16 protein-coding genes and 1 pseudogene are annotated in these 20,148 nt (G+C 73.3%); 14 read left to right on the top strand and 3 right to left on the bottom strand.

Annotated features, from left to right (window positions below):
- Positions 1-37: 37 nt before the first annotated feature.
- On the top strand, positions 38-2,038 hold the full coding sequence (locus tag ACFYNX_RS02315) for a SpoIIE family protein phosphatase (RefSeq protein WP_388656744.1): 2,001 nt from the start codon (positions 38-40) through the stop codon (positions 2,036-2,038).
- A gap of 6 nt (positions 2,039-2,044) precedes the next feature.
- Here ACFYNX_RS02315 and ACFYNX_RS02310 read toward each other — a convergent pair whose 3' ends face one another.
- Entirely contained in the window at positions 2,045-3,775 is a 1,731-nt protein-coding gene (locus ACFYNX_RS02310; protein ID WP_365540503.1) for a thiamine pyrophosphate-dependent enzyme, read from the bottom strand.
- Positions 3,776-3,950: 175 nt separating this feature from the next.
- On the opposite strand from ACFYNX_RS02310, the pseudogene ACFYNX_RS02305 reads away from it, so the two are divergent.
- From ACFYNX_RS02305 to ACFYNX_RS02290, 4 genes and pseudogenes are all read left to right on the top strand, one after another.
- Positions 3,951-4,202, top strand: a pseudogene (locus ACFYNX_RS02305) (GlsB/YeaQ/YmgE family stress response membrane protein); the annotation flags it as partial.
- A 209-nt stretch (positions 4,203-4,411) separates the two neighbouring features.
- A complete protein-coding gene (locus ACFYNX_RS02300) occupies positions 4,412-5,131 on the top strand; it encodes a GvpL/GvpF family gas vesicle protein (protein ID WP_365540504.1) in 720 nt (239 codons plus the stop codon).
- Positions 5,132-5,203: 72 nt separating this feature from the next.
- Positions 5,204-6,043 (top strand): GvpL/GvpF family gas vesicle protein, encoded by an 840-nt coding sequence (locus ACFYNX_RS02295; protein WP_388656741.1) that lies wholly within the window; start codon positions 5,204-5,206, stop codon positions 6,041-6,043.
- 181 nt (positions 6,044-6,224) lie between these two features.
- Positions 6,225-6,386 (top strand): DUF5670 family protein, encoded by a 162-nt coding sequence (locus ACFYNX_RS02290; RefSeq protein ID WP_365540506.1) that lies wholly within the window; start codon positions 6,225-6,227, stop codon positions 6,384-6,386.
- 202 nt (positions 6,387-6,588) lie between these two features.
- On the opposite strand, the gene ACFYNX_RS02285 is transcribed toward ACFYNX_RS02290, so the two are convergent.
- The gene (locus ACFYNX_RS02285; protein WP_388656738.1) at positions 6,589-6,816 is read right to left on the bottom strand and encodes a DUF5133 domain-containing protein; all 228 of its coding nucleotides are present in this window, start codon (positions 6,814-6,816) and stop codon (positions 6,589-6,591) included.
- A 328-nt stretch (positions 6,817-7,144) separates the two neighbouring features.
- On the opposite strand from ACFYNX_RS02285, the gene ACFYNX_RS02280 reads away from it, so the two are divergent.
- The 4 genes from ACFYNX_RS02280 (at position 7,145) to ACFYNX_RS02265 (ending at position 15,437) form a co-directional block, all read left to right on the top strand.
- On the top strand, positions 7,145-11,158 hold the full coding sequence (locus tag ACFYNX_RS02280; protein WP_388656735.1) for a HAMP domain-containing protein: 4,014 nt from the start codon (positions 7,145-7,147) through the stop codon (positions 11,156-11,158).
- Positions 11,159-11,255: 97 nt separating this feature from the next.
- Positions 11,256-13,745 carry a SpoIIE family protein phosphatase gene (locus ACFYNX_RS02275; protein WP_388656733.1) on the top strand — a complete coding sequence of 830 codons (2,490 nt, stop codon included), beginning with the start codon at positions 11,256-11,258 and terminating at the stop codon, positions 13,743-13,745.
- A gap of 48 nt (positions 13,746-13,793) precedes the next feature.
- The gene (locus tag ACFYNX_RS02270) at positions 13,794-14,162 is read left to right on the top strand and encodes an STAS domain-containing protein (RefSeq protein WP_388656731.1); all 369 of its coding nucleotides are present in this window, start codon (positions 13,794-13,796) and stop codon (positions 14,160-14,162) included.
- A gap of 42 nt (positions 14,163-14,204) precedes the next feature.
- Positions 14,205-15,437 carry a PP2C family protein-serine/threonine phosphatase gene (locus ACFYNX_RS02265; RefSeq protein ID WP_388656728.1) on the top strand — a complete coding sequence of 411 codons (1,233 nt, stop codon included), beginning with the start codon at positions 14,205-14,207 and terminating at the stop codon, positions 15,435-15,437.
- Positions 15,438-15,606: 169 nt separating this feature from the next.
- Here the strand turns inward: ACFYNX_RS02265 and ACFYNX_RS02260 are convergent, their stop codons facing one another.
- Positions 15,607-16,122, bottom strand: a complete 516-nt coding sequence (locus tag ACFYNX_RS02260) for a MarR family winged helix-turn-helix transcriptional regulator (RefSeq protein WP_125667362.1) — start codon at positions 16,120-16,122, stop codon at positions 15,607-15,609.
- Between the two features lie 377 nt (positions 16,123-16,499).
- Between ACFYNX_RS02260 and ACFYNX_RS02255 the strand changes: the two genes are divergently transcribed.
- The 5 genes from ACFYNX_RS02255 to ACFYNX_RS02235 all read left to right on the top strand — a co-directional run bounded on the left by ACFYNX_RS02255 (position 16,500) and on the right by ACFYNX_RS02235 (position 20,078).
- Positions 16,500-17,444, top strand: coding sequence for a PP2C family protein-serine/threonine phosphatase (locus ACFYNX_RS02255; protein ID WP_388656725.1), 945 nt, complete (start codon positions 16,500-16,502; stop codon positions 17,442-17,444).
- A 114-nt stretch (positions 17,445-17,558) separates the two neighbouring features.
- Positions 17,559-18,002, top strand: a complete 444-nt coding sequence (locus tag ACFYNX_RS02250) for an ATP-binding protein (protein ID WP_365540513.1) — start codon at positions 17,559-17,561, stop codon at positions 18,000-18,002.
- Positions 18,003-18,148: 146 nt separating this feature from the next.
- Positions 18,149-18,994 carry an RNA polymerase sigma factor SigF gene (locus ACFYNX_RS02245; RefSeq protein ID WP_388657815.1) on the top strand — a complete coding sequence of 282 codons (846 nt, stop codon included), beginning with the start codon at positions 18,149-18,151 and terminating at the stop codon, positions 18,992-18,994.
- Between the two features lie 127 nt (positions 18,995-19,121).
- Positions 19,122-19,553 (top strand): hypothetical protein, encoded by a 432-nt coding sequence (locus tag ACFYNX_RS02240; protein ID WP_388656722.1) that lies wholly within the window; start codon positions 19,122-19,124, stop codon positions 19,551-19,553.
- A gap of 135 nt (positions 19,554-19,688) precedes the next feature.
- Positions 19,689-20,078, top strand: a complete 390-nt coding sequence (locus ACFYNX_RS02235; protein ID WP_365540515.1) for a hypothetical protein — start codon at positions 19,689-19,691, stop codon at positions 20,076-20,078.
- Positions 20,079-20,148: the final 70 nt, after the last annotated feature.

The raw sequence follows: 20,148 nt of genomic DNA, 5'->3' as shown, positions 1-20,148 counted from the left end.
GCCCGCCCCCGACCCGCCCGCCACGGAGGAGGGACCCATGAACGCGGAACCCGACGGGCACCCCGGCCCCGGCGCGCCGGACCGGTGGGACGAGGCGGTCCTGGACGCCGTCTTCACCCAGTCCGACATCGGCCTCCACGTCCTCGACACCGACCTGCGCGTCGTCCGCGTCAACCCGGTCGCCGTCGGCGTCCGCGGCCTCCCGGCCGAGCGGATCGTCGGCCTGCCCGCGGCGGAGGCGTACGCCCCCCTCGGCGTGGACGTCGACGAGGCGATGCTGCGGGAGGTCCTCGCCACCGGCCGCCCGGCGCTCGACCACCTCGTCAGGGGTCACCCGTTCACCGACCCGCGCAGCGAGTACGTCTTCTCCGTCTCCGCCCACCGCCTCCAGGACGACGCGGGACGCGTCCTCGGCGTCGTCCTCACCAGCACGGACGTCACCGAACGCGAACGGGCACAGGCCCGCCTCCGGCTGCTGCACGACGCCCACGAGCGGATCGGCTCCAGCCTGGACGTGGAGCGCACGGCCCGGGAACTGGTCGACGTCACGGTGCCGCGGTTCGCCGACACCGTGGTGGTCGCCCTCACCGACGCCGTCCTGAGGGGGAGGGAGCCCGGCCTCCGGTCCCACGACCCGGCCCCCCTGCTCCGCTGCACCGCGACCGGAGGCACGGACACCGGCCCCCGGATCCCGACGGCCGGCGCCCTCCTGCTCCCGGGCGTCTTCGGGAAGGTGCTGCCGACGGAACCCCGGGTGCTCCCCCCGGAGCAGGACGACGGGTCCGGGGGCACGAGGATCGTGGCCCCGCTCCTCGTCCGGGGACAGGTCTTCGGGGCCGTCGTCTTCCAGCGCGCGGAAGGGGCCGAACCGTACGACGAGGAGGACCTCGAACTGGCCGACGGCGTCGCCACCCGCACGGCGACCTGCCTGGAGAACGCCCTGCGGTTCACCCGCGAGCACATCGTCATGACCGCGCTCCAGAGCTGGCCGCTGCGCCAGGAGGAGGCCACCCAGAAGGCCGTCGACGTCGCCCGGCGCAACCAGCCCGACGGCAGCGGCGTCGGATCCTGGTACGACGTCATCCCCCTCTCGGGGGCCCGGGTGGCGCTCGTCGTCGGCCAGGTCGACCGCGCCGGGCTCAGCGCCGTCGCCACCATGAGCCGGCTGCGGACCGCCGTCTACAGCCTGACCACCCTCGACCTCGACCCGCACGAACTGCTCGCCCGCCTCCACGCCACGACCCTCCGGCTCGCCGGGGAACAGGAGACCGGGCCCGGGGGAGACGGCGCGACGGCGAGCTGCACGGTCGCCGTCCACGACCCGGTCGGCGGACGGCTCGACATCGCGCGCGCCGGCACCTCGCTGTTCGCCGTCGTCCGCCCCGACGGGTCGGTCGACACCCGGCCGGTCGACGACGGCCCGCTGCTCGGCGCGGAGGGACCGCCCTTCGCCTGCGCCTCGCTGACCCTCCCCGAGGGCAGCACCCTGTGCATGGCGCCGGGCGGGGGCGGCCCGCGCACGGAGGACCTGGTGAACGCCCTCGCGCACCCGGGACGCCCCCCGGAGGCCATGGCGGACGACGTCGCCCGGCTCCTCGCCCCCGACCGCGTCCTGCTCGTCGTCCGCACCCGGCACCTGTCGCCGCACGAACTGGCCGAGTGGAGCATCCCCTTCGACTTCTCCGCCGTCGGCGTCGCGCGCCGGCACGTCGAGGAGCAGCTCCGGAAGTGGGACCACCCCGCCGACCCGTTCACGGCGGCGCTCGTCGTCAGCGAACTCGTCACCAACGCCGTCCGCTACGGCGCCGCCCCGGTCACCCTCCGCCTCATCACCGACGCCACCACCCTGACCTGCGAGATCACCGACGCCGGCCAGGCCGCCCCCCACCTGCGCCACGCCAAGGCCGTCGACGAGGGCGGCCGGGGCCTGCTCATCTGCGCCGCCCTCGCGGACAACTGGGGCATGCGCTACTCGGCCGAGGGCAAGACGGTGTGGGCCGAGATCGGGGCCGAGGGGGCGGAGGGGACGGGCGGCTGAGCTTCGTCAGTTGCCGCCCGACGGCAGGTTCTCCTTGATCTTGGCGATGGCGAAGCCCCAGCCCTGGGAGACGGTCGGCTTCCCGGGGACGGCGACCTCCTCGGGATTGGTCAGCACGTCGAGGAGGACCGGCCCCGGCGTGGCGAAGGCCCGGCGCACGGCGGCGTCCAGGTCCGCCGGGTCCGTGACGCGGATGCCGGTCAGGCCCACGGCCTCGGCGACGGCGGCGAAGTCCGGGTTGTCGAGGACGGTGCCGAACTCCGGGAGGCCGGCCTGCTCCTGTTCGAGCTTGACCATGCCGAGGCGGCGGTTGTCGAAGACGACGAGCTTGACCGGGAGACGCTCGGACCGCAGCGTCATGAGGTCGCCCAGGAGCATGCTCAGACCGCCGTCGCCGCAGAACGCCACGACCTGGCGGTCGCGGTCCCAGAGCTGGGCGCCGAGGGCCTGGGGCATGGCGTTGGCCATGGAGCCCAGGTTGTAGGAGCCGAGCAGCCGGCGGGTGCCCCGCATGCGCACGAAGCGCGAGAGCCAGACGGTGGCCATGCCGGTGTCGGAGGTGAAGACCGCGTCCTCGGCCGCGTGCCGGTCCACGGCCGCGGCGAGCGCCTCGGGCCGGATCTCGTGGTCCCGGTTGTCGAACATCGCCCGCACCCGCCCCACGAGCCGCTTGTCGTGGTCGGGACGGGCCAGACCGGCCTGCTCCTCCTCCCACTTCAGGAACCGCTCGCGGGCGTCGTCGAGGTGCGCGCGGTCCTCGACCGGCGCGAGCAGCGGCAGCAGGGCCCGCAGCGTGGCCCCGACGTCCCCGGCGAGCCCGACCTCCACCGGCACGCGGCGGCCCAGACGCTCCTCCCGCAGGTCGATCTGCACCACGCGGCAGTCCTCCGGATACCAGTCGCGGTACGGGAAGTCGGTGCCCAGCATGAGCAGGGTGTCGCAGGCGTCCAGGGCGTGGGCGGCGGCCGGGTTGCCGATCAGGCCCGTCTGGCCGACCTCGTAGGGGTTGTCCGCCTCGAAGCCCTCCTTGCCCTTGAGGGTGAGCACCATCGGGGCCGAGAGGTGCTCGGCGAGGCGCAGCACCTCCTCCCGGGCGCCCTGCGCGCCGCGCCCCACGAGCAGGGTGACCCGCGAGCCCTCGTCGATCAGCCCGGCGGCCTCGGCCAGGGCCGGGTCGTCGGGACGGGTCACGGCCGGGCGGGGGAGCGCGAACCGTACGGGACGGTCGTCCTCGACCTCCTGGTCCCCGAGGTCCCCCGGCACCGTGAGGACCGCCACGCCGCCGCGGGTCACGGCCGCCCGGACGGCGGACTCCAGGAGCCTCGGCATCTGGGACGGGGAGGTGACGGTGGCCCGGTACACGGCCACGTCCCGGAACAGCAGGTCGTTGTCCACCTCCTGGAAGTAGTCGCCGCCGACCTCGGACAGCGGGACCTGGCCGCAGATCGCGAGCACCGGGGCGCCGCTCTTGGCCGCGTCGTACAGCCCGTTGAGGAGGTGGACCGAGCCCGGCCCCACCGTTCCCATGCAGACGCCGAGACGGCCCGACAACTGGGCCCGCGCCCCGGCGGCGAAGGCGGCGGCCTCCTCGTGCCGGCAGCCGACCCAGTCGACGCCGTCCGTGGTGCGGATGGCGTCGGTGAGGGGGTTGAGGGCGTCGCCGACCACGCCGAAGACGTGGCCGACGTCGAGGTCGGCGAGGGCGTCGACGATCACCTGGGCGACGGTACGTGTCACGGGAAGTCCTTCCACGGGGGTACGGGCGTTCCCCCCGCGCCTGCCCGCCAGGACGGAGCCGATGCGGGGATCGTCCGGGAACGGGCCGTTCCGGGGCGATCGGGGCGGGCGGGGCGTGGAGCCGCGTCCGGCGGGCAGGCGGGCCGGGAACACCCGTCCGAGCCGAGGAGCGGCCGTGGAGATCTCAGGCGTCATCGGCGCCCTGGTCGTCGGAGTGGTCATCGGGGTGCTGGGCCGGCTCGTCGTCCCCGGCCGCCAGCACATCGGAATCCTGTGGACCGTCGTCGGCATCGCGGCGGCGCTCCTCGGCACCGCGCTCGCGCGGGCGACGGGGCTCGCGCACACCTCCGGACCGGACTGGACCGAGTGGGCGGCGCAGGTCCTGCTCGCGGCCCTCGGCGTCGCCGCGCTGACCCGGGTGAAGGCACTCGACCGGTCCCAGCCCCCAAGTGCGGCCCCTTTCGCCCCGTTTGGGGGACGGGCACCCGGTAACACGGGACGGAAGAAAGCCACGGCCCGTCCGTCGGAGAGCGGTGCGGAGCGCAGGTCGGCGGCCGAGGAGCCGGGGGAGAAGAACAACAGGAGCAGCGGTGGCGGGCCGCGTCGCCGCACTCCGTCCCACCGGGAGGAGAAGCAATGAGCACGTACGTCTACGGCATCGCCCCCGCCGATCGGAAGCTTCCCGACGACATCGAGGGCATCGGCGACCCCCCGTTGCCCGTGCGCACCGTGCGCGGCGGCGATCTGGTGGCCCTGTGCAGCGACGCGCGGATCGAGGCGGAGGCCCAGCGCCGGGACCTCCTCGCGCACCAGCACGTCGTGATCGAGGCCGGCAAGGACGGCCCGGTCCTGCCCCTGCGGTTCGGCAGGATCTCGCCCGACGACGCCACCGTCGCCGCGGTCCTGGAGGAGCACCACGACGTCTACCTGGAGCGCCTGAAGACGCTCGCCGGCAAGGACGAGTTCAACCTCAAGGTGCACCACGACGAGGAGGCCGTCCTCCACGCGGTGCTCGCCGACGATCCCGGCCTGACGGCCCGGCACGGCGCCGGCTCCACGGCGGACGGCGGAGACCACGCGGAGGGGCCCGCCTTCGACGAACTGCTCGCGCGGGCCGTCGCCGAGCGCCGGAAGAGCGACGTCGCCCTCGTCGAGCGGACCCTCGCGCCCTACGCGGCGGCGGTGGTGCGCGGCCCCGGCGCCACCGGGCACCTCGCCGACCTGTCGTTCCTCGTGGAGCGCGACCGGCAGGACGCGTTCCTGGAGGCCGTGCGCGCCCTCCACCAGGAGCACGAGCACCTGAGGGAACAGGTGATGGGGCCGCTGCCCCCGTACAGCTTCGTCGAAGCGGGCTGATCCCGTGGGACCGCTCGTCCAGGCCCGCCGGGAGGCCGTGTTCCCGGGCCGCAGGGAAACGGGGCAGGAGTCATGAACGACGAACCGCTGCTGTACGTGTACGCCGTCGTCCGGACCGCCGACGCCCAGGGGCCGCCCACCGACCCCCCGCCCGACGTGACCCTGGGCGGAGGACTCGCGACCGTCGAGCACCGGGGCCTGACCGCCGTCGTCGAACCGGTCCCGGCGGCCGACTTCGCCGAGGCGCCCCTGCGCGAACGGCTGGAGGACCCGGCCTGGCTCGCCGTGGTGGCCAGGGCCCACCACGCCGTGCTGGACGCCACGAGCCGGCGGACCACCACCGTCCCCCTGCGGCTCGCGACCGTCCGCCGCGGTGAGTCGGGCGTGCGCCGCTTCCTCGAAGAGGGGGAGAGCGGCCTGTCGGAGGCCCTCGGCCGGGCGACGGACACGCGTGGGCCGGAGAACGAAGCGTACGCGTACGCGGACGAGACGTCGGCGACACGGCCGCCCGCATCACCCCCGACGGGAATCCGGAAGGATGAGGAACGGCGGATCGGCGAACTCCCGGAAAAAGGGTTTGTTCCCGCCGGGCTTGGCTACACGAAAAGCATGAGCGGATCGGAAAAGAGCAACGAGAACCGGCCCCGTGGGGACGGCTCAGGCACTCCCGCGGACGGCACCGGGAACAGCGGGGCACTTCCCGCGCCCCTCGCGGAGAAGACCCTCGCGGCCGCCCACGCGGTCCGGGGCGCCGGCGGCGTCGTGTGGACCGCCGTGCGCGACCGCAAGGCGCTCACCGGCAGCACCGCCGTCGGTGCCGCGGCCGCGCTCACCGGGGCGTACGCCCTCGGGCGCCGGGCCGGACGCCGCTCGCGCGGCCCGCTCTCCCGGCTCATCGGCGGCCGCATCTGACACGGCGGAGGAGGGCGGCTCCGGTCTCCCGGAGCCGCCCCCTTCCCCGACTCGAAGACTTTCCGTCGCCCACCGGAAACCGGGACGGCCGGTCGGAATTCCCCGGAGTAATCCGGGGGACGACCTCCCCGGTGAACGGCACAGCGGGCGGCGGGTACGCAAAAATTCGGAGGTTGTAAAAATGGTTCCTCTTCTTCTGGTTCTTCTGCTCGCGCTGATCCTCTTCGGCGCCGGTTTCGCCGTGAAGGCCCTCTGGTGGATAGCCGTGATCGTGCTCGTCGTCTGGCTGCTCGGCTTCGTGGCCCGGCCGAAGGGCGGCTCGGGCCGCTGGTACCGCTGGTAGCCCGCACCCCGCCGGCACCGGCCGCGCCCGCCACCGACACCGGTGGCGGGCGCGGCCGCGTGCCCGGGTGTCCCGGACGGGCGCGGCCGTGTGCCCCTCGGGCCCCAGACGGGCCTGGCCATGTGTGCCCGGGGGTTCCGGAAACGACGGAAACCCGGCGCGCCCTCCACGAAGGGGCGTGCCGGGTTTCCGTCGTACGGAATCAGGCCGTCAGCACCGAGTCGTCCTCGGGACGCGCACCGGGCAGCCGGTGACGGGCGGCGACCAGCGCCGTGTCCACGTCACGCGTCCCGGTGGAGACGCACAGCGTGTACGCGATGTCGTCCAGGCGCTGCTGCACCTCGGGGCTTCCGTTCTCCGCGTGCAGCACCCTCAGCGTCTCGTACTGCTCGATCAGGTTGCTCAACACCGCGGGATGGGCCATCAACACAGTGGGTCTCCCCTCGCCGTCAGGGCGCCGACCGCCCGGTTCGATGCGCCGCTTACCCCGGCCCCCGCGTTGTATGCGATCGGAAGGCGGGAGTCGGTGGCGAGTGCACGACACCCCTGACCCGGTCCTTCCCCTCCGCACCGGCGCGTTCCGGCCGTTCGATCCCCCATGGCCCTCCTCGCGACGATCACGGGGGAGTAGGGTCGTCGTTTATTGTCGTATGACAACGGTCCAGGTCGGGGTCGTACCGGGGGAGCGGCGGCCCGACCTGCGGCCGTGGTTGTGTTCAGGCCCACCGTGGTGCCTGGCGAGCGAACGAGGATGAGGCATGTCTGAGACGACGATCGAGGGCTCCTCGGCCGCGCGGCGGCCGGGGCCGGCGGCCGTGGGAGAGGCGGAGCTGCGCCAGCTCCTGGCCGGTCTCACCGCCGTGCGCGACGGGGACTTCGGGACCCGTCTGCCCGACGAGGCGGGCGGGCTCCTGGGCGAGATCTCCGGCGTCTTCAACGGCATGGTCGACCAGCTCTCCCTCTTCACCTCCGAGGTGACGCGCGTCGCCCGCGAGGTCGGCACGGAGGGCACCCTGGGCGGCCAGGCCGAGGTCCCCGGCGTCTCCGGCACCTGGGCCGACCTCACCGACTCGGTCAACGCGATGGCCGGCAACCTCACCACCCAGGTCCGTGACATCGCTCACGTCGCCACCGCCGTCGCCAAGGGCGACCTCTCCCAGAAGATCGACGTCGACGCCCGCGGCGAGATCCTGGAGCTCAAGAACACCATCAACACGATGGTCGACCAGCTCTCCTCCTTCGCCGACGAGGTCACCCGCATGGCCCGCGACGTCGGCACCGAGGGCATCCTCGGCGGCCAGGCGGACGTGAAGGGCGTCTCCGGCACCTGGCGCGACCTCACCGACTCCGTCAACTCCATGGCCGGAAACCTCACCGCGCAGGTGCGCTCCATCGCGCACGTCGCCACCGCCGTGGCCAAGGGCGACCTCTCGAAGAAGGTCGACGTCGACGCCCGCGGCGAGATCCGGGAGCTGAAGAACACCATCAACACGATGGTCGACCAGCTCTCGGCCTTCGCCGACGAGGTCACCCGCGTCGCCCGCGAGGTCGGCACCGAGGGCAACCTGGGCGGCCAGGCCACCGTCCGGGGCGCCTCGGGCACCTGGAAGGACCTCACCGACAACGTCAACGTGATGGCGTCCAACCTCACCGGTCAGGTGCGCTCCATCGCCCAGGTCGCCACCGCCGTGGCCCGCGGCGACCTCTCCCGCCGGATCACCGTGGAGGCGAAGGGCGAGGTCGCCGCGCTCGCCGACACCATCAACACGATGGTGGACACCCTGTCGGCCTTCGCCGACGAGGTGACGCGCGTCGCCCGCGAGGTCGGCACCGAGGGCCGCCTCGGCGGCCAGGCCCGGGTGCCGAACGTGGCCGGCACCTGGAAGGACCTCACCGACAACGTCAACTCGATGGCGAACAACCTCACCGGTCAGGTCCGCAACATCGCCCAGGTCACCACCGCCGTCGCCAACGGCGACCTCTCCAAGAAGATCGACGTCGACGCCCAGGGCGAGATCCTGGAGCTGAAGACCACCATCAACACGATGGTCGACCAGCTCTCCTCCTTCGCCGCCGAGGTGACGCGCGTCGCCCGCGAGGTCGGCAGCGAGGGCCGCCTCGGCGGCCAGGCCGAGGTCGAGGGCGTCTCCGGCACCTGGAAGCGCCTGACCGAGAACGTCAACGAGCTGGCCGGGAACCTCACCCGTCAGGTGCGCGCCATCGCCGAGGTCGCGAGCGCGGTCGCCGAGGGCGACCTGACCCGCTCCATCACCGTCGACGCCTCCGGCGAGGTGGCCGAGCTCAAGGACAACATCAACGCGATGGTCGGCTCGCTGCGCGAGACCACCCGGGCCAACCAGGAACAGGACTGGCTCAAGTCCAGCCTCGCCCGGATCTCCGAGCTGATGCAGGGCCACCGCGACCTCGCCGTCGTCGCCGAACTCGTCATGGACGAACTGACCCCGCTGGTCTCCGCCCAGTACGGCGCGTTCTACCTCGCCGAGGACGGCACGGGGGGCGTCGAGCTCAAGCTCGTCGGCTCCTACGGGCGCCCCGCGGACAGCCGCGACCGCTTCCGCCTCGGCGAGTCCCTCGTCGGGCAGGCCGCCCGCAGCCGCCGCACCATCGCCGCCGAGAACGTCCCCGGCGACTACGTGTACATCTCCTCCGGCCTCGGCCAGGCCTCCGGAGGCAGCCTGATCGTGCTCCCGATCGTCGTCGAGGACCAGGTCCTGGGCGTCATCGAACTGGTCTCCTTCACCCCCTTCACCTCCGTGCACCGGGACTTCCTGGAACAGCTCATGGAGACGGTGGGCGTCAACCTCAGCACCATCGTCGCCAACGCCCGCACCGACGAGCTCCTGGAGGAGTCCCAGCGCCTCGCCGACGAGCTGCGGGCGCGCTCCGAGGAGCTCCAGGTCCAGCAGGAGGAGCTCCAGCGCTCCAACGCCGAGCTGGAGGAGAAGGCGGCCCTGCTCGTCTCGCAGAACCGCGACATCGAGGCCAAGAACCTCCAGATCGAGCAGGCCCGGCAGGAGCTGGAGGACCGCGCCCAGCAGCTCTCCCTCGCCTCCAAGTACAAGTCCGAGTTCCTGGCCAACATGAGCCACGAGCTGCGCACCCCGCTCAACAGCCTGCTCATCCTGGCCCAGCTCCTGGCCCAGAACCCGACCCGCAACCTCACGGCCAAGCAGGTCGAGTACGCCGGCATCATCCACTCCGCCGGATCCGACCTGCTCCAGTTGATCAACGACATCCTCGACCTGTCCAAGGTGGAGGCCGGGAAGATGGACCTCAACCCGGAGCGGGTGGCGCTGCGCCGCCTCCTCGACTACGTCGAGGCGACGTTCCGGCCGCTCACCTCGCAGAAGAGCCTCACCTTCACCGTCTCCACCGCAGCCGGCGTCCCCGTGGACCTCGTCACCGACGACTCCCGGCTGCGGCAGGTGCTGCGCAACCTGCTCTCCAACGCCGTCAAGTTCACCGAGCGCGGCAGCGTCGAGCTGAGCATCGAGCCCGCCGCGGACGACGAGCTGCCCGCCACGGTCCACCGCGGCGGCCCCGTCGTCGCCTTCCGGGTCAAGGACACCGGCATCGGCATCGCGGCCCAGCACCTGGACGCCATCTTCGGCGCCTTCCAGCAGGCGGACGGCACCACCAACCGGAAGTACGGCGGCACCGGCCTCGGCCTGTCCATCAGCCGGGAGATCGCCTACCTGCTCGGCGGCGCCCTCACGGTCGCCAGCGAGCCCGGCGAGGGCAGCACCTTCACCCTCTACCTGCCGGTCGCCCGGGCCGACTTCAAGGAGCAGTCCGCCCACGCCCCGGCCGTACGGTCCGACGAGGACGAGGAGCCCGCGGCGCTCTCCGACGCCTCCGCCGCCCGCCCCGCCCTGCTCGCCGCCCCGCCGGCCCGGCAGACCCGCCGCCTCCTCGTGATCGAGGAGCGCCCGCGCGGACTCCTCTCGCTCGTCGCCGAGAACGCCGTCGTGGAGCTGACCGCCGGCCGCGACCGCGCGGACCGCGAGGACATCGAACTGATCACGGCCGTGGGTCCCCAGGAGGCCGCGACCGCCCTCGCCACCCAGCCCTTCCACTGCGTCGTGCTCGAGGTCGACATGGCCCACGGCGAGGCCCTGCAGTTCCTGGACGCCATGGACGGCGACGAGGCGCTGCGCACCGTGCCCGTCCTCGCCCACAACAACCGCAGGCTCACCCCCGAGCAGGAGCGGGCCCTCCAGACGCGCGCCCGCCTGCGCCCCCTCGAACTGCTCTCCAGCCTCGACGAACTGCGCGAGCGGATCGCCCTGCACCTGTCCGCGGACCAGCCGGGCGACGTCGTGCCCCTGGTGCGCGGCGAGCACCGGCCCCCGGCGCCGCAGACCATCGACACCGCCCTGCAGGGCCGCACGGTCCTCGTGGTCGACGACGACGCCCGCAACCTCTACGCCCTGAGCGGCATCCTGGAGCTGCACGGCATCAAGGTCCTGCACGCCGAGAACGGCCGCAAGGGCATCGAGGCGCTGGCCGCGCACCCCGACATCGACCTCGTCCTGATGGACGTCATGATGCCGGAGATGGACGGCTACACCGCCACCGCGAAGATCAGGCAGATGCCCGCCCACACCGGGCTGCCCGTCATCGCGGTCACCGCCAAGGCCATGCCGGGGGACCGTGAGAAGAGTCTCGCCTCCGGCGCCAGCGACTACGTGACCAAGCCGGTCGACGCCGACGACCTCATCGCCTGCATCCGCCGGTGGCTGAACGACTGACGGGCCGCGGGCCCCGCCCGGCCCCTCCCCGCCCCGCCACCCCCCTCCCCTCCCTTCCGCCCGCGGCCCCGGCCGCCGTCCCCGAGGAGTCCGCGTCATGAGTGCTCCCCACCGCCACGGCGGGTACCCCGCCGTCGGTCCCCACGGGGACGGCGCTCCGACACCGGCCGGGCCCACCGCGCCCCCGCCCTCCCGGGAGGAGGAGCGGCACCCGGCGGACGACCACTCCGCCGTGGGCCGGCTGGCCGCGACGGTGGAGCGGCTGCGCGGGGAGGTGCGCGCCGCGCACGCCGCGGCCGAGGGGCGCGCCCTGGTCGAACTCGCCAAGGGCGTCATCGTCGAGCGGCTCGGCTGCGGCCCGGCCCAGGCCGCGAAGCAGCTCACCGAACTGGCCGCCCAGGCCGGGCTCTCCCCCCTGGAACTGGCCGCGGACATCATCAACCAGGCCGCCCACGACCGGGTCGCCGAGGTCGCCGACGACTTCGTCAAGGCCGTACGGCACACGGACGGGCCGGGCGCGGACCCCGGGGCCGACGGACCGGCCGGGGCCGGCGGGTCGGTCGCCGTGCGCCTGCGCACGGCCGAGAGCGCCGCGCTCAACGCCGGCGACAGCCAGGCCGTCGCCGAGTCCCTCCTCGAACACGCCCTCGCGCCCCTGGGCGCCACCGCCGTCGCCATCTGGACCACCGGCCCCGACGCCTCCCTGACCCTCTGCGGCCACGCGGGCTTCGGCGCCGACGAGCCCGCCCGCTGGCGGTACGTGCCGCCCGGCGTGGCCACCGTGGCCCGGGAGGCCCTCACCGCCCGCAGGACCGTCCGGTTCCCCTCGCTCGCCACCGCCGGCGTCCCCACGATCGGCCACGCGCGCCACCCCGAGGGCGGCCGGGTGGCGGTGCCCGCCGGGACCGGCGGGCGGATCCACGGCGTCCTGGAGATCTGCTGGCCCCGGCCGCTGGAGCCCCAGCCGCAGGCGGTGGAGCGCCAGATCGAGGCCCTGGCCGAACTGTGCGCCCACACCCTGGAGACCCTCCCCGTGCAGTCGGTGCGGACGCGGGCGCTCTCGCCCGGGGCCGCCGGGGCGTCGGAGCTCGTGGAACTCGCCGACGGCCTCTACGACCCCGCCCTGGTCCTCACCCCGCACCTGGACGACGAGGGGCGCCTGCGGGACTTCCGCATCCGCCACGCCAACGAACACTTCCAGGACCCGGCGGGCCGCTCGCGCGGCGCCGTCGACGGGGCCCTGCTCCTGGAGGCGTATCCCACCACGGCCGGCGAGAACGAGCTCTTCGAGCGGATCGAGCGCGTCTACGCCACCGGGGAGCCCTTCCGCGCCCGGCGGACCCGGCTGACCGCCCTCGTGGACCAGGTGCCGCTCGCCTCCGTCGCCGACCTCAGCATCAGCCGGCACGGCGACAGCGTGCTCCTCATCTGGCGCATCGAGGACGAGACCGCCCGGCTCGCCAGCCTGCTCCAGCACGCCCAGCGCCTCGGCCGGATCGGCGGCTTCGAGGAGGACGTCCTGACCGGGGAGATCACCTGGAACGGGCAGCTCTTCGACCTCTTCGGGCGGGACATCACCGAGGGTCCGGTCCCCCTGCGCGACCTCATCGCCCACGCCCACCCCGACGACGCGGTCGCCATCGGGCGCTTCCTCCAGGCCGTGTTCCAGCAGCGGCGGGCCAGCTCGACGGCCTTCCGCATGCTCCGCGGGGACGGCGTGACCCGCCACATCCGGGTGATCGCCGAGCCCTCCCTCGACATCGACGAGCGGCTCCTCGCCGTGCGGGGCGCCTACCAGGACATCTCCGCGCAGCACTGGACGGAGGTCGCCCTGGCGGCCACCCGCGACCAACTCGCCGTCACCGAACAGGAGTCGGCGGAACGCAACCGGCTGGCCCTCCAGCTCCAGCACGCCATCATGCCGCCGACCAAGGCCCCGCTCGACGCCCCGGGCCTCGACGTCGCCGTGCGCTACCGGCCCGCCGAGACCGAGGCCCTGGTCGGCGGCGACTGGTACGACGCCGTCGTGCTGCCGTCCAAGAAGATCCTGCTGTGCGTCGGGGACATCGCGGGCCACGGCATCGAGGCCGCCACCGGCATGGTCGTCCTGCGCAACGCCCTGCGCGGCCTCGCCGTGACCGGGGCGGGCCCCGGACAGCTCCTGTCCTGGCTGAACAACGTGGCCCACCACCTCACCGCCCAGGTCACCGCCACCGCCGTCTGCGGCGTCTTCGACCCCACGACCCGCACCCTGCGCTGGGCCAGGGCGGGACACCTCCCGCCCGTGCTCGTACGGGGCGACCGGGCCAGCACCCTGCCGTTGCTCCAGGGACTGCTGCTCGGCGCCCTCTCCGAGGCCGAGTACGAGGAGGCGGAGATCCAGTTGGAGCCCGAGGACACCGTGCTGATGTACACCGACGGCCTCGTCGAGCGGCGGGACACCTCCGTGCACGACTCCCTGGACCAACTGCTCGCCACGGCGCAGACGCCGGCCGACGGCCTGGAGCGGCGCCTCGACCTGCTGCTCACCCACAGCAAGTCCGACACCGACGACGACACGTGCCTGATCGGAGTGCGCGTCACCTGACCGCACGCCCGACCGACCATCATCCCCATCCGTGGAAAGCAGGAAAGCATGCCCGAGCGCGAAGTGAATCTGGACATCGAGGTGGAGGTCCGTGACGACGACACGGCCGTCCTCTCCGTGGGGGGCGAGCTCGACGTCGAGTCGGCCACCTTCCTCCACCACCACCTGGCCAACCAGTTCCTGCACGGCCGCCGCCACCTCGTCCTGGACCTCTCCGCCCTGGACTTCATGGACTCGTCCGGCCTGAACGTCCTGATCAGGGCGGGCCGGGACGCGCGGGAGTCCGGGGGCGACCTGCACCTCGCCGCGCCGACCCCGGCCGTGCGCCGCATCCTGGAGATCACGGGCGTGACGATGACCACGCCCCTGCACCCCGACGTGACGGACGCGCTCGTCGCGGCCGGGCACGAGGGCTAGCCGCAGGGAAGTGCGGCCCCGCCGGACGGACGGGACCGCACCATGGACGGAGACGAGAAGGAGAAGCCGGAACACGTGGTCGAGATCACCGGTGTCGAGCAGGCACTGCGCCGTGCCGCTCCGCACCTGCTGGTGGGCGTCGTGGCGGACGCCCTGCGGAAGCAGTGCGGGGCGCTGCGGGTGGAGCTCCGCCTCGCCGACTACGCGCTGCGCTCGCTCCAGCTCGTCGAGCGCGTGCCCCACGCGGCCCCGCCGGTCCTCATCCACGGCAGCCCGCAGGGGCGCGCCTTCGGCGCCCAGGAGCCGTACGTCACGCGCGAGACCGAGGCCGTCTCCGTCCACCTGCCGGTCACCGTCCGGGGGGACCGGATGGGCGTCCTCACCGTCGCCCTGCCGGCGGGCGTCGACCTCGTGCCCCTGCTGCCCGAGCTGCGGCACGTCTGCGGGGCGCTCGGCCACGAGATCCTGGTGGCCGAGCGCGACACGGACCTGTACGACCTCGCGCGGCGCGCCACCCGGCTGACGCTGGCGGCCGAGATGCAGTGGCAGCTCCTGCCGGGCCGCTCCTGCTCCCGTCGCGAGTTCGCCCTCGGCGCGCACCTGGAACCCGCCTACGCGATCTTCGGGGACAACTACGACTGGTCGGCCTCGGCCGACCACCTGACCCTGACGGTCACCAACGGGATGGGGGAGGGCATCGAGGCCGCCCTCCTGACGAACCTCGCCATCAACGCGCTCCGCAACGCCCGCCGCGCCGGCCTCGGCCTCGCGGACCAGGCGGCCCTGGCGGACCAGGCCGTGTACGCGCAGTACCGCGGCGAGGCCTTCGTCTCGGTGCTCCTGCTGCGCTTCGACCTCGCCACGGGCGAGGTGGAGGCCGTGGACGCCGGATCGCCGCGCCTGTGGCGCCTGCGGGACCGCTCCGTCGAGCCCGTCTCCTTCGAGGCCCAGTTGCCCCTGGGCATGTTCGAGGACACCGTCTACACGCCGCAGCGCCTCGCGGTGCGCCCGGGGGACCGGCTGCTCTTCGGCAGCGACGGGGTGTACGACGCGGCCTCCCCCGACGGGGAGACCTACGGGGACCGGGCGCTGGCCCGCGCGCTCACCGCCACGAAGCTGCTGCCGTCCTCGCAGGTCCCGGGCGCGGTCCTGCGCGAGCTCGCCGCCTACCACGGCGACGCCCCGCTGGAGGACGACGCGCTCGTCGTCTGCCTCGACTGGCACGGACGGCAGGAGGGGGACGACTCCGGTCTCCCGAAGCCCGCCGACGCCTGATCGGGTCTCCCGGATCCATCCGTGACCCAGTGTCAACAGTTGCCGTGTGGCAACTGTATCCTTGGGGCAACACCTGGCTCGTGTCCGGGGTGGACACGTCGTGGGCGAGCAGAGGGTGACACGTGGGACATGGGCTATGCGACCGGACGGCGCGCGCGGCGCCCGGGGGTCAGGCGGACCGCACGTCCTTGAGCGGCGCGCCCCGGCGCACCGGGGGCGCCGACGGTCTCTCCTTGTCCAGCGCGTCCTGGAAGCCCGTCAGGCCGCGCAGCAGCGCCTTGCGGCTCGTCGGGGACATGCCGGAGATGACGGCGAGCAGGGCCTCCTCCCGCTGGACCCGCAGGTCGCGCAGGTACGCCTTGCCGCGGACGGTCAGGTGCAGTTCGAGCTGCCGGCGGCTGACGGGGCTGGGCAGCCGCTGCACGAACCCCAGCGCCTCCAGGCGGTCGCACATGCGGCTCACCGAGGGCGGCGCCGAACCGAGCAGTTCTCCCAGGGCGCGGAGGTTGATGCCCTCCTCGCGGTCGAGGCTGTAGAGCACGCGGAGCTGAGACGCCGACACCGGTGTCGACGACACCATGTCCCGGCCGCGCTCCCACAGCACCTCCAGAAGCTCGATGAGCTCCCGGGCGGCCTGTGCCGTCTCCTGCGGCTCCCGCGGGGACGGGGCGGGGTTCGTGTCCATGGCTATCGACACTCCTCAGGCGTCCGGGGCGGAAGGCGTCGGTCACGCGACGCGCCGGTCATCTCCACATCTCTCCAGAAGGCGGTAAGGGTTCGGTGGATCGACACGTGCCAGTGGAACGCGCTCTGCGCGGGGCGCCGCCACACCGCCTCCTGGACTCCCTCCGTGTCGATCTGGCACGGCGATTCGCCGCGCTCTCCGCCGATCTCCTGCTCGTCGACTACGGGCTCACGTCACTGCGACCCGTCGAGCCCGTGCAGGCTCCGTCCGGGTTGCGGCACGTGGCCGTGGGGCCGGGGCCCGCAGGTCGCGCCCTTTCCACACAGCAACCATATCTTTTCGGTGGTGACGGGCCCACGGCGACCGCGTACCTTCCTGTGACGGTTCGCGGCGAACGGTGTGGCGTCCTCGTGGTCGTCCTGCCCCCGGACCGGGCCACTCCCGCGGTGACCGAGGAGCTCGCCGACGTCGCCGAGACGCTGGGACACGCCCTGCGCGTCGCCGACCGCCACACCGACCTGTACCACCGGACGCGCAGGGCCCGTGCCCTCAGCGTCCCGGCGGAGATGCAGTGGGACGTGCTCCCCGGGCAGGCCTGCACCGGTGCGGAGTTCGACCTGCACGCCTACTGGGAGCCCTCCTACACCTCGGGCGGCCACGTCCTGGACTGGTGCGCGACCGAGGAGGAGCTCACCCTGGTCGTCGCCAACGGCACCGGGCCCGGCGCCCCGTCCGCCCTGGTGAGCAACCTCGCCCTGAACGCCATCCGCAACGCCCGGCGCGCCGGGCTCGACCTGGTCGGCCAGGCCAGCCTCACCGACCAGGCCCTCTACGGGCAGCACCGGGGCGAGCGGCCCCTCTCCGCCCTCCTGCTGAGCTTCGCCCGCGCGACCGGCGAGGTGCGGGTCGTCGATGCGGGCTCGCCCACGGTCTGGCGGGACCGCGACGGGGCGACCGGGCGGATCGACCTGGAGCGCCAGCTCCCCCTCGGCATGTTCGAGGACACCGTCTACGCCACCCAGCGCCTGCGCGTCCTCCCCGGCGACCGGCTGGTCTTCGTCGCCTGCGACCGCGGCGAGCTCCTGCCCGGCGGCGACGCGGCCCTCGACCGCCCGGTGCGCCGCGCGATCGAACGGACCCGCCGCACGAGCTGCGCCGACACCCCCCGAGCCGTCGTCCGCGCCCTGCGCGAGGAGGCCCCCGGCGGACTGCCCGACGACGTTCTCGTACTCTGTCTGGACTGGTACGGCCGCGACCCCGCCGAGCGGCGCGCGGTCGGCGGCGAGGAGAGTGAAGGCCTTCCCGGCCCTCCCGCCGTATGAGTGCGGTCGCGTCCGCGTTCTCGGATGCGGACGGTGTGGAAATCGCAAAGGAGGGAAGGTGCGCAGGATGAGGTACGGAGCACGGCACCGAGCCGTGTGAGGGGAGGCAGGCCGATGACGGACGCGATCGCCGCGGAGCGCGCGACACAGGAGCCCTTGCTGTACGCGAGTGTCGACTACGACGGTACGGACGCCGACGACGGCATGGTCGCGTCCGCCCGCGACTTCACCGCCGACTTCCTCACCGCCTCCCCGGCCACGGGACGCCGACCGGTCGCCCGCGAGCGCGTCGACCTCGCGCGCCTCGTGGTCAGCGAACTGGTCACCAACGCCGTGCGCCACGCGCCCGGCCCCTGCCGCCTCCTCCTCGAACTGTTCGAGGACGCTCTGGAGATCTCGGTCTTCGACGGCCTGGAGACCTCTCCCGTTCCCCGGGGCCACGACCCCGGCCGCATCGGACAGCACGGCGTCGAGATCGTCGTCGCCGTCTGCGAGAGCGTCAGCGTGGAGCCGCACCCGTCCGGGAAGCGGGTCAGGGCGCGCCTCGCCCTCGTCTGAACCCCACCCCGGCGGAGGGCCGACGCCGCTCCGGGAAACTTTTTTGAAAACGTGCGCATGCTCCGCGAGAGCCGGGGTATGCGGGCCGTCCGGGGGAAGACGGGTTGTCGACGATAGAGGGGGTCATCGGAGTGCTGACCACAGTGCTGACCGAGACGAATGCCGCTGCTGAGAAGACCGTGGGGGGCCTTCCCGTCCTCGAAGCCCCCGACAAGGTGGCGCCGAAGGACGCGCGCGAACTGTCGAAGGTCTTCTTCGACCGGATGGCGGTACTGGAGGAGGGAACCCCCGAGTACCAGTACGCCCGCAACACGCTGATCGAGATGAACATGTCCCTGGTGCGCTACGCGGCCGGCCGCTTCCGGGCCCGCGGCGACGACATGGAGGACATCGTCCAGGTCGGCACGATCGGACTGATCAAGGCGATCGACCGTTTCGACATCTCCCGCGAGGTGGAGTTCACCACCTTCGCCGTGCCCTGCATCGTGGGGGAGATCAAGCGGTTCTTCCGTGACACCTCCTGGGCCGTCCACGTTCCCCGCCGCCTCCAGGAGGCCCGCGTGGAGCTGGCCAAGGCGACGGAGGAGCTCAGCTCCCGCCTCGGCCGGTCGCCGAGCGTGGCGGAGCTCTCGGCCCTGATGAACCTCTCCGAGAACGAGGTCATCGAGGCGCGGATCGCCTCCAACGGCTACAACTCCACCTCGCTCGACGCCGCGGTCGGCGGCGAGGGGGAGGAGGGCGGCGCCATGCTCTCCGACCTCATGGGAGAAGAGGACCCGGCGCTCGCGCTCTTCGAGGACTTCCACGCGCTCGCCCCCCTCGTCGCCGAACTCGGCGAGCGGGACCGCCTGCTGCTCCACCTCCGGTTCGTCGAGGAACTGACCCAGTCGGAGATCGGCAAGCGGCTCGGCATCTCCCAGATGCAGGTCTCCCGGCTGCTTTCCCGCAACCTGGCCCGCCTCCGCAAGGGCATGCTCGCCCCCATGGAGTGACGGTCCCCTCCCTTTACCCTTCCCACGGGAACAGAACGGCCTCACCGCCCCCCTTCCGGTGAGGCCGTTTTCCCGTGCCGCCGTCCCCTTGCCGGGGTGGTGCGCGGGCCCGCTAACCTGTGGCCGCATGCAGCCACAAGAGCCTCACGCCGCCCCGGCCGTCCCCGAGCGGCCCCGCAAGCGCACCGGGACCATAGCGCTCTCCCTCATCGCCGGGCTCCTGCTCGGCGTCGCGGGGACGGGCGCCGCCTGGATGCTGAGCGCGGACGGCGCATCCGCCGGCGGAGGCCCGGAGGCGGACGCGCGCGCCGCGTGCCGGGCGCTCGACGGGTTCGACCCGGCGACGTACGCGGAGAAGGGCCCCGCCGGCGAGATCGCCGTCAACCGTTACGCGGCGGCCGACTCGCTCTCCACGTCGGCGGCGACGGGCGACGCCCGGTACAAGCCGCTCGCCGAGGCCGTCCGCACCTCCCGGCAACGGTTCTCCATGGTCTTCCGGTTCGACGAGACGGTGAAGAAGGACCTGGACCGGGCCCGCACGTTCTGCGAGGACCTGTAGCCCGGCCGCACGCCGGCGGACCGGAGGGCTTTCCATAGCGCGCCCCGGGCCGCCGTGCCCCCGGAACCGGACGGTAGCCCCCTGTATCGGGGAAACGGCCCGGGCCCCCGGGCCCCTCGGACTATCGTGCCTCCCATGAGCCCGGACGAGATCGACCCCGGCCACGAGTGGCCCCTGCCTCCGCCCTGGATGTGGGACTGCGACGAGTGCGCCGACCTCTACCGAACCATGCGGGACGTCGGCGACCGGATCGCCGAACTCCGCCTCACCGGCGAACGCGGCGTCGACTGGGACCCGTTCGACAGCACCGTCACCACCCAGATCGCCCTCGGCGCGCACCTCGCCGCCCGCCACCGCGACCTCCTGCCCGACTGGGACCCCGCCTGCGCGACCTGCGCCCGTCACCGGGAGCGGATCGACGCCGAGCGGGAACCCGGCCCGCGCCGGGACCACGACGTCCGCTGCGGCGGCGAACACCTCGCCCGCCACGTCTACGCCCCGCCCCGGACCGTCGGACTGCTCTGAGCCGCCGGATCCCCGTCAACGACGAAGGCGAGGAGATCGCTCTCCTCGCCCTGCTCAACTTATAGCGCAC

Origin of the sequence: Streptomyces sp. NPDC007872 (assembly GCF_042868165.1) — a bacterium.
In the GTDB taxonomy this organism is placed as follows: Bacteria; Actinomycetota; Actinomycetes; order Streptomycetales; family Streptomycetaceae; genus Streptomyces.
Note: the sequence above shows the minus strand (reverse complement) of the source record. Positions and strands in the feature narration are given on the sequence as shown.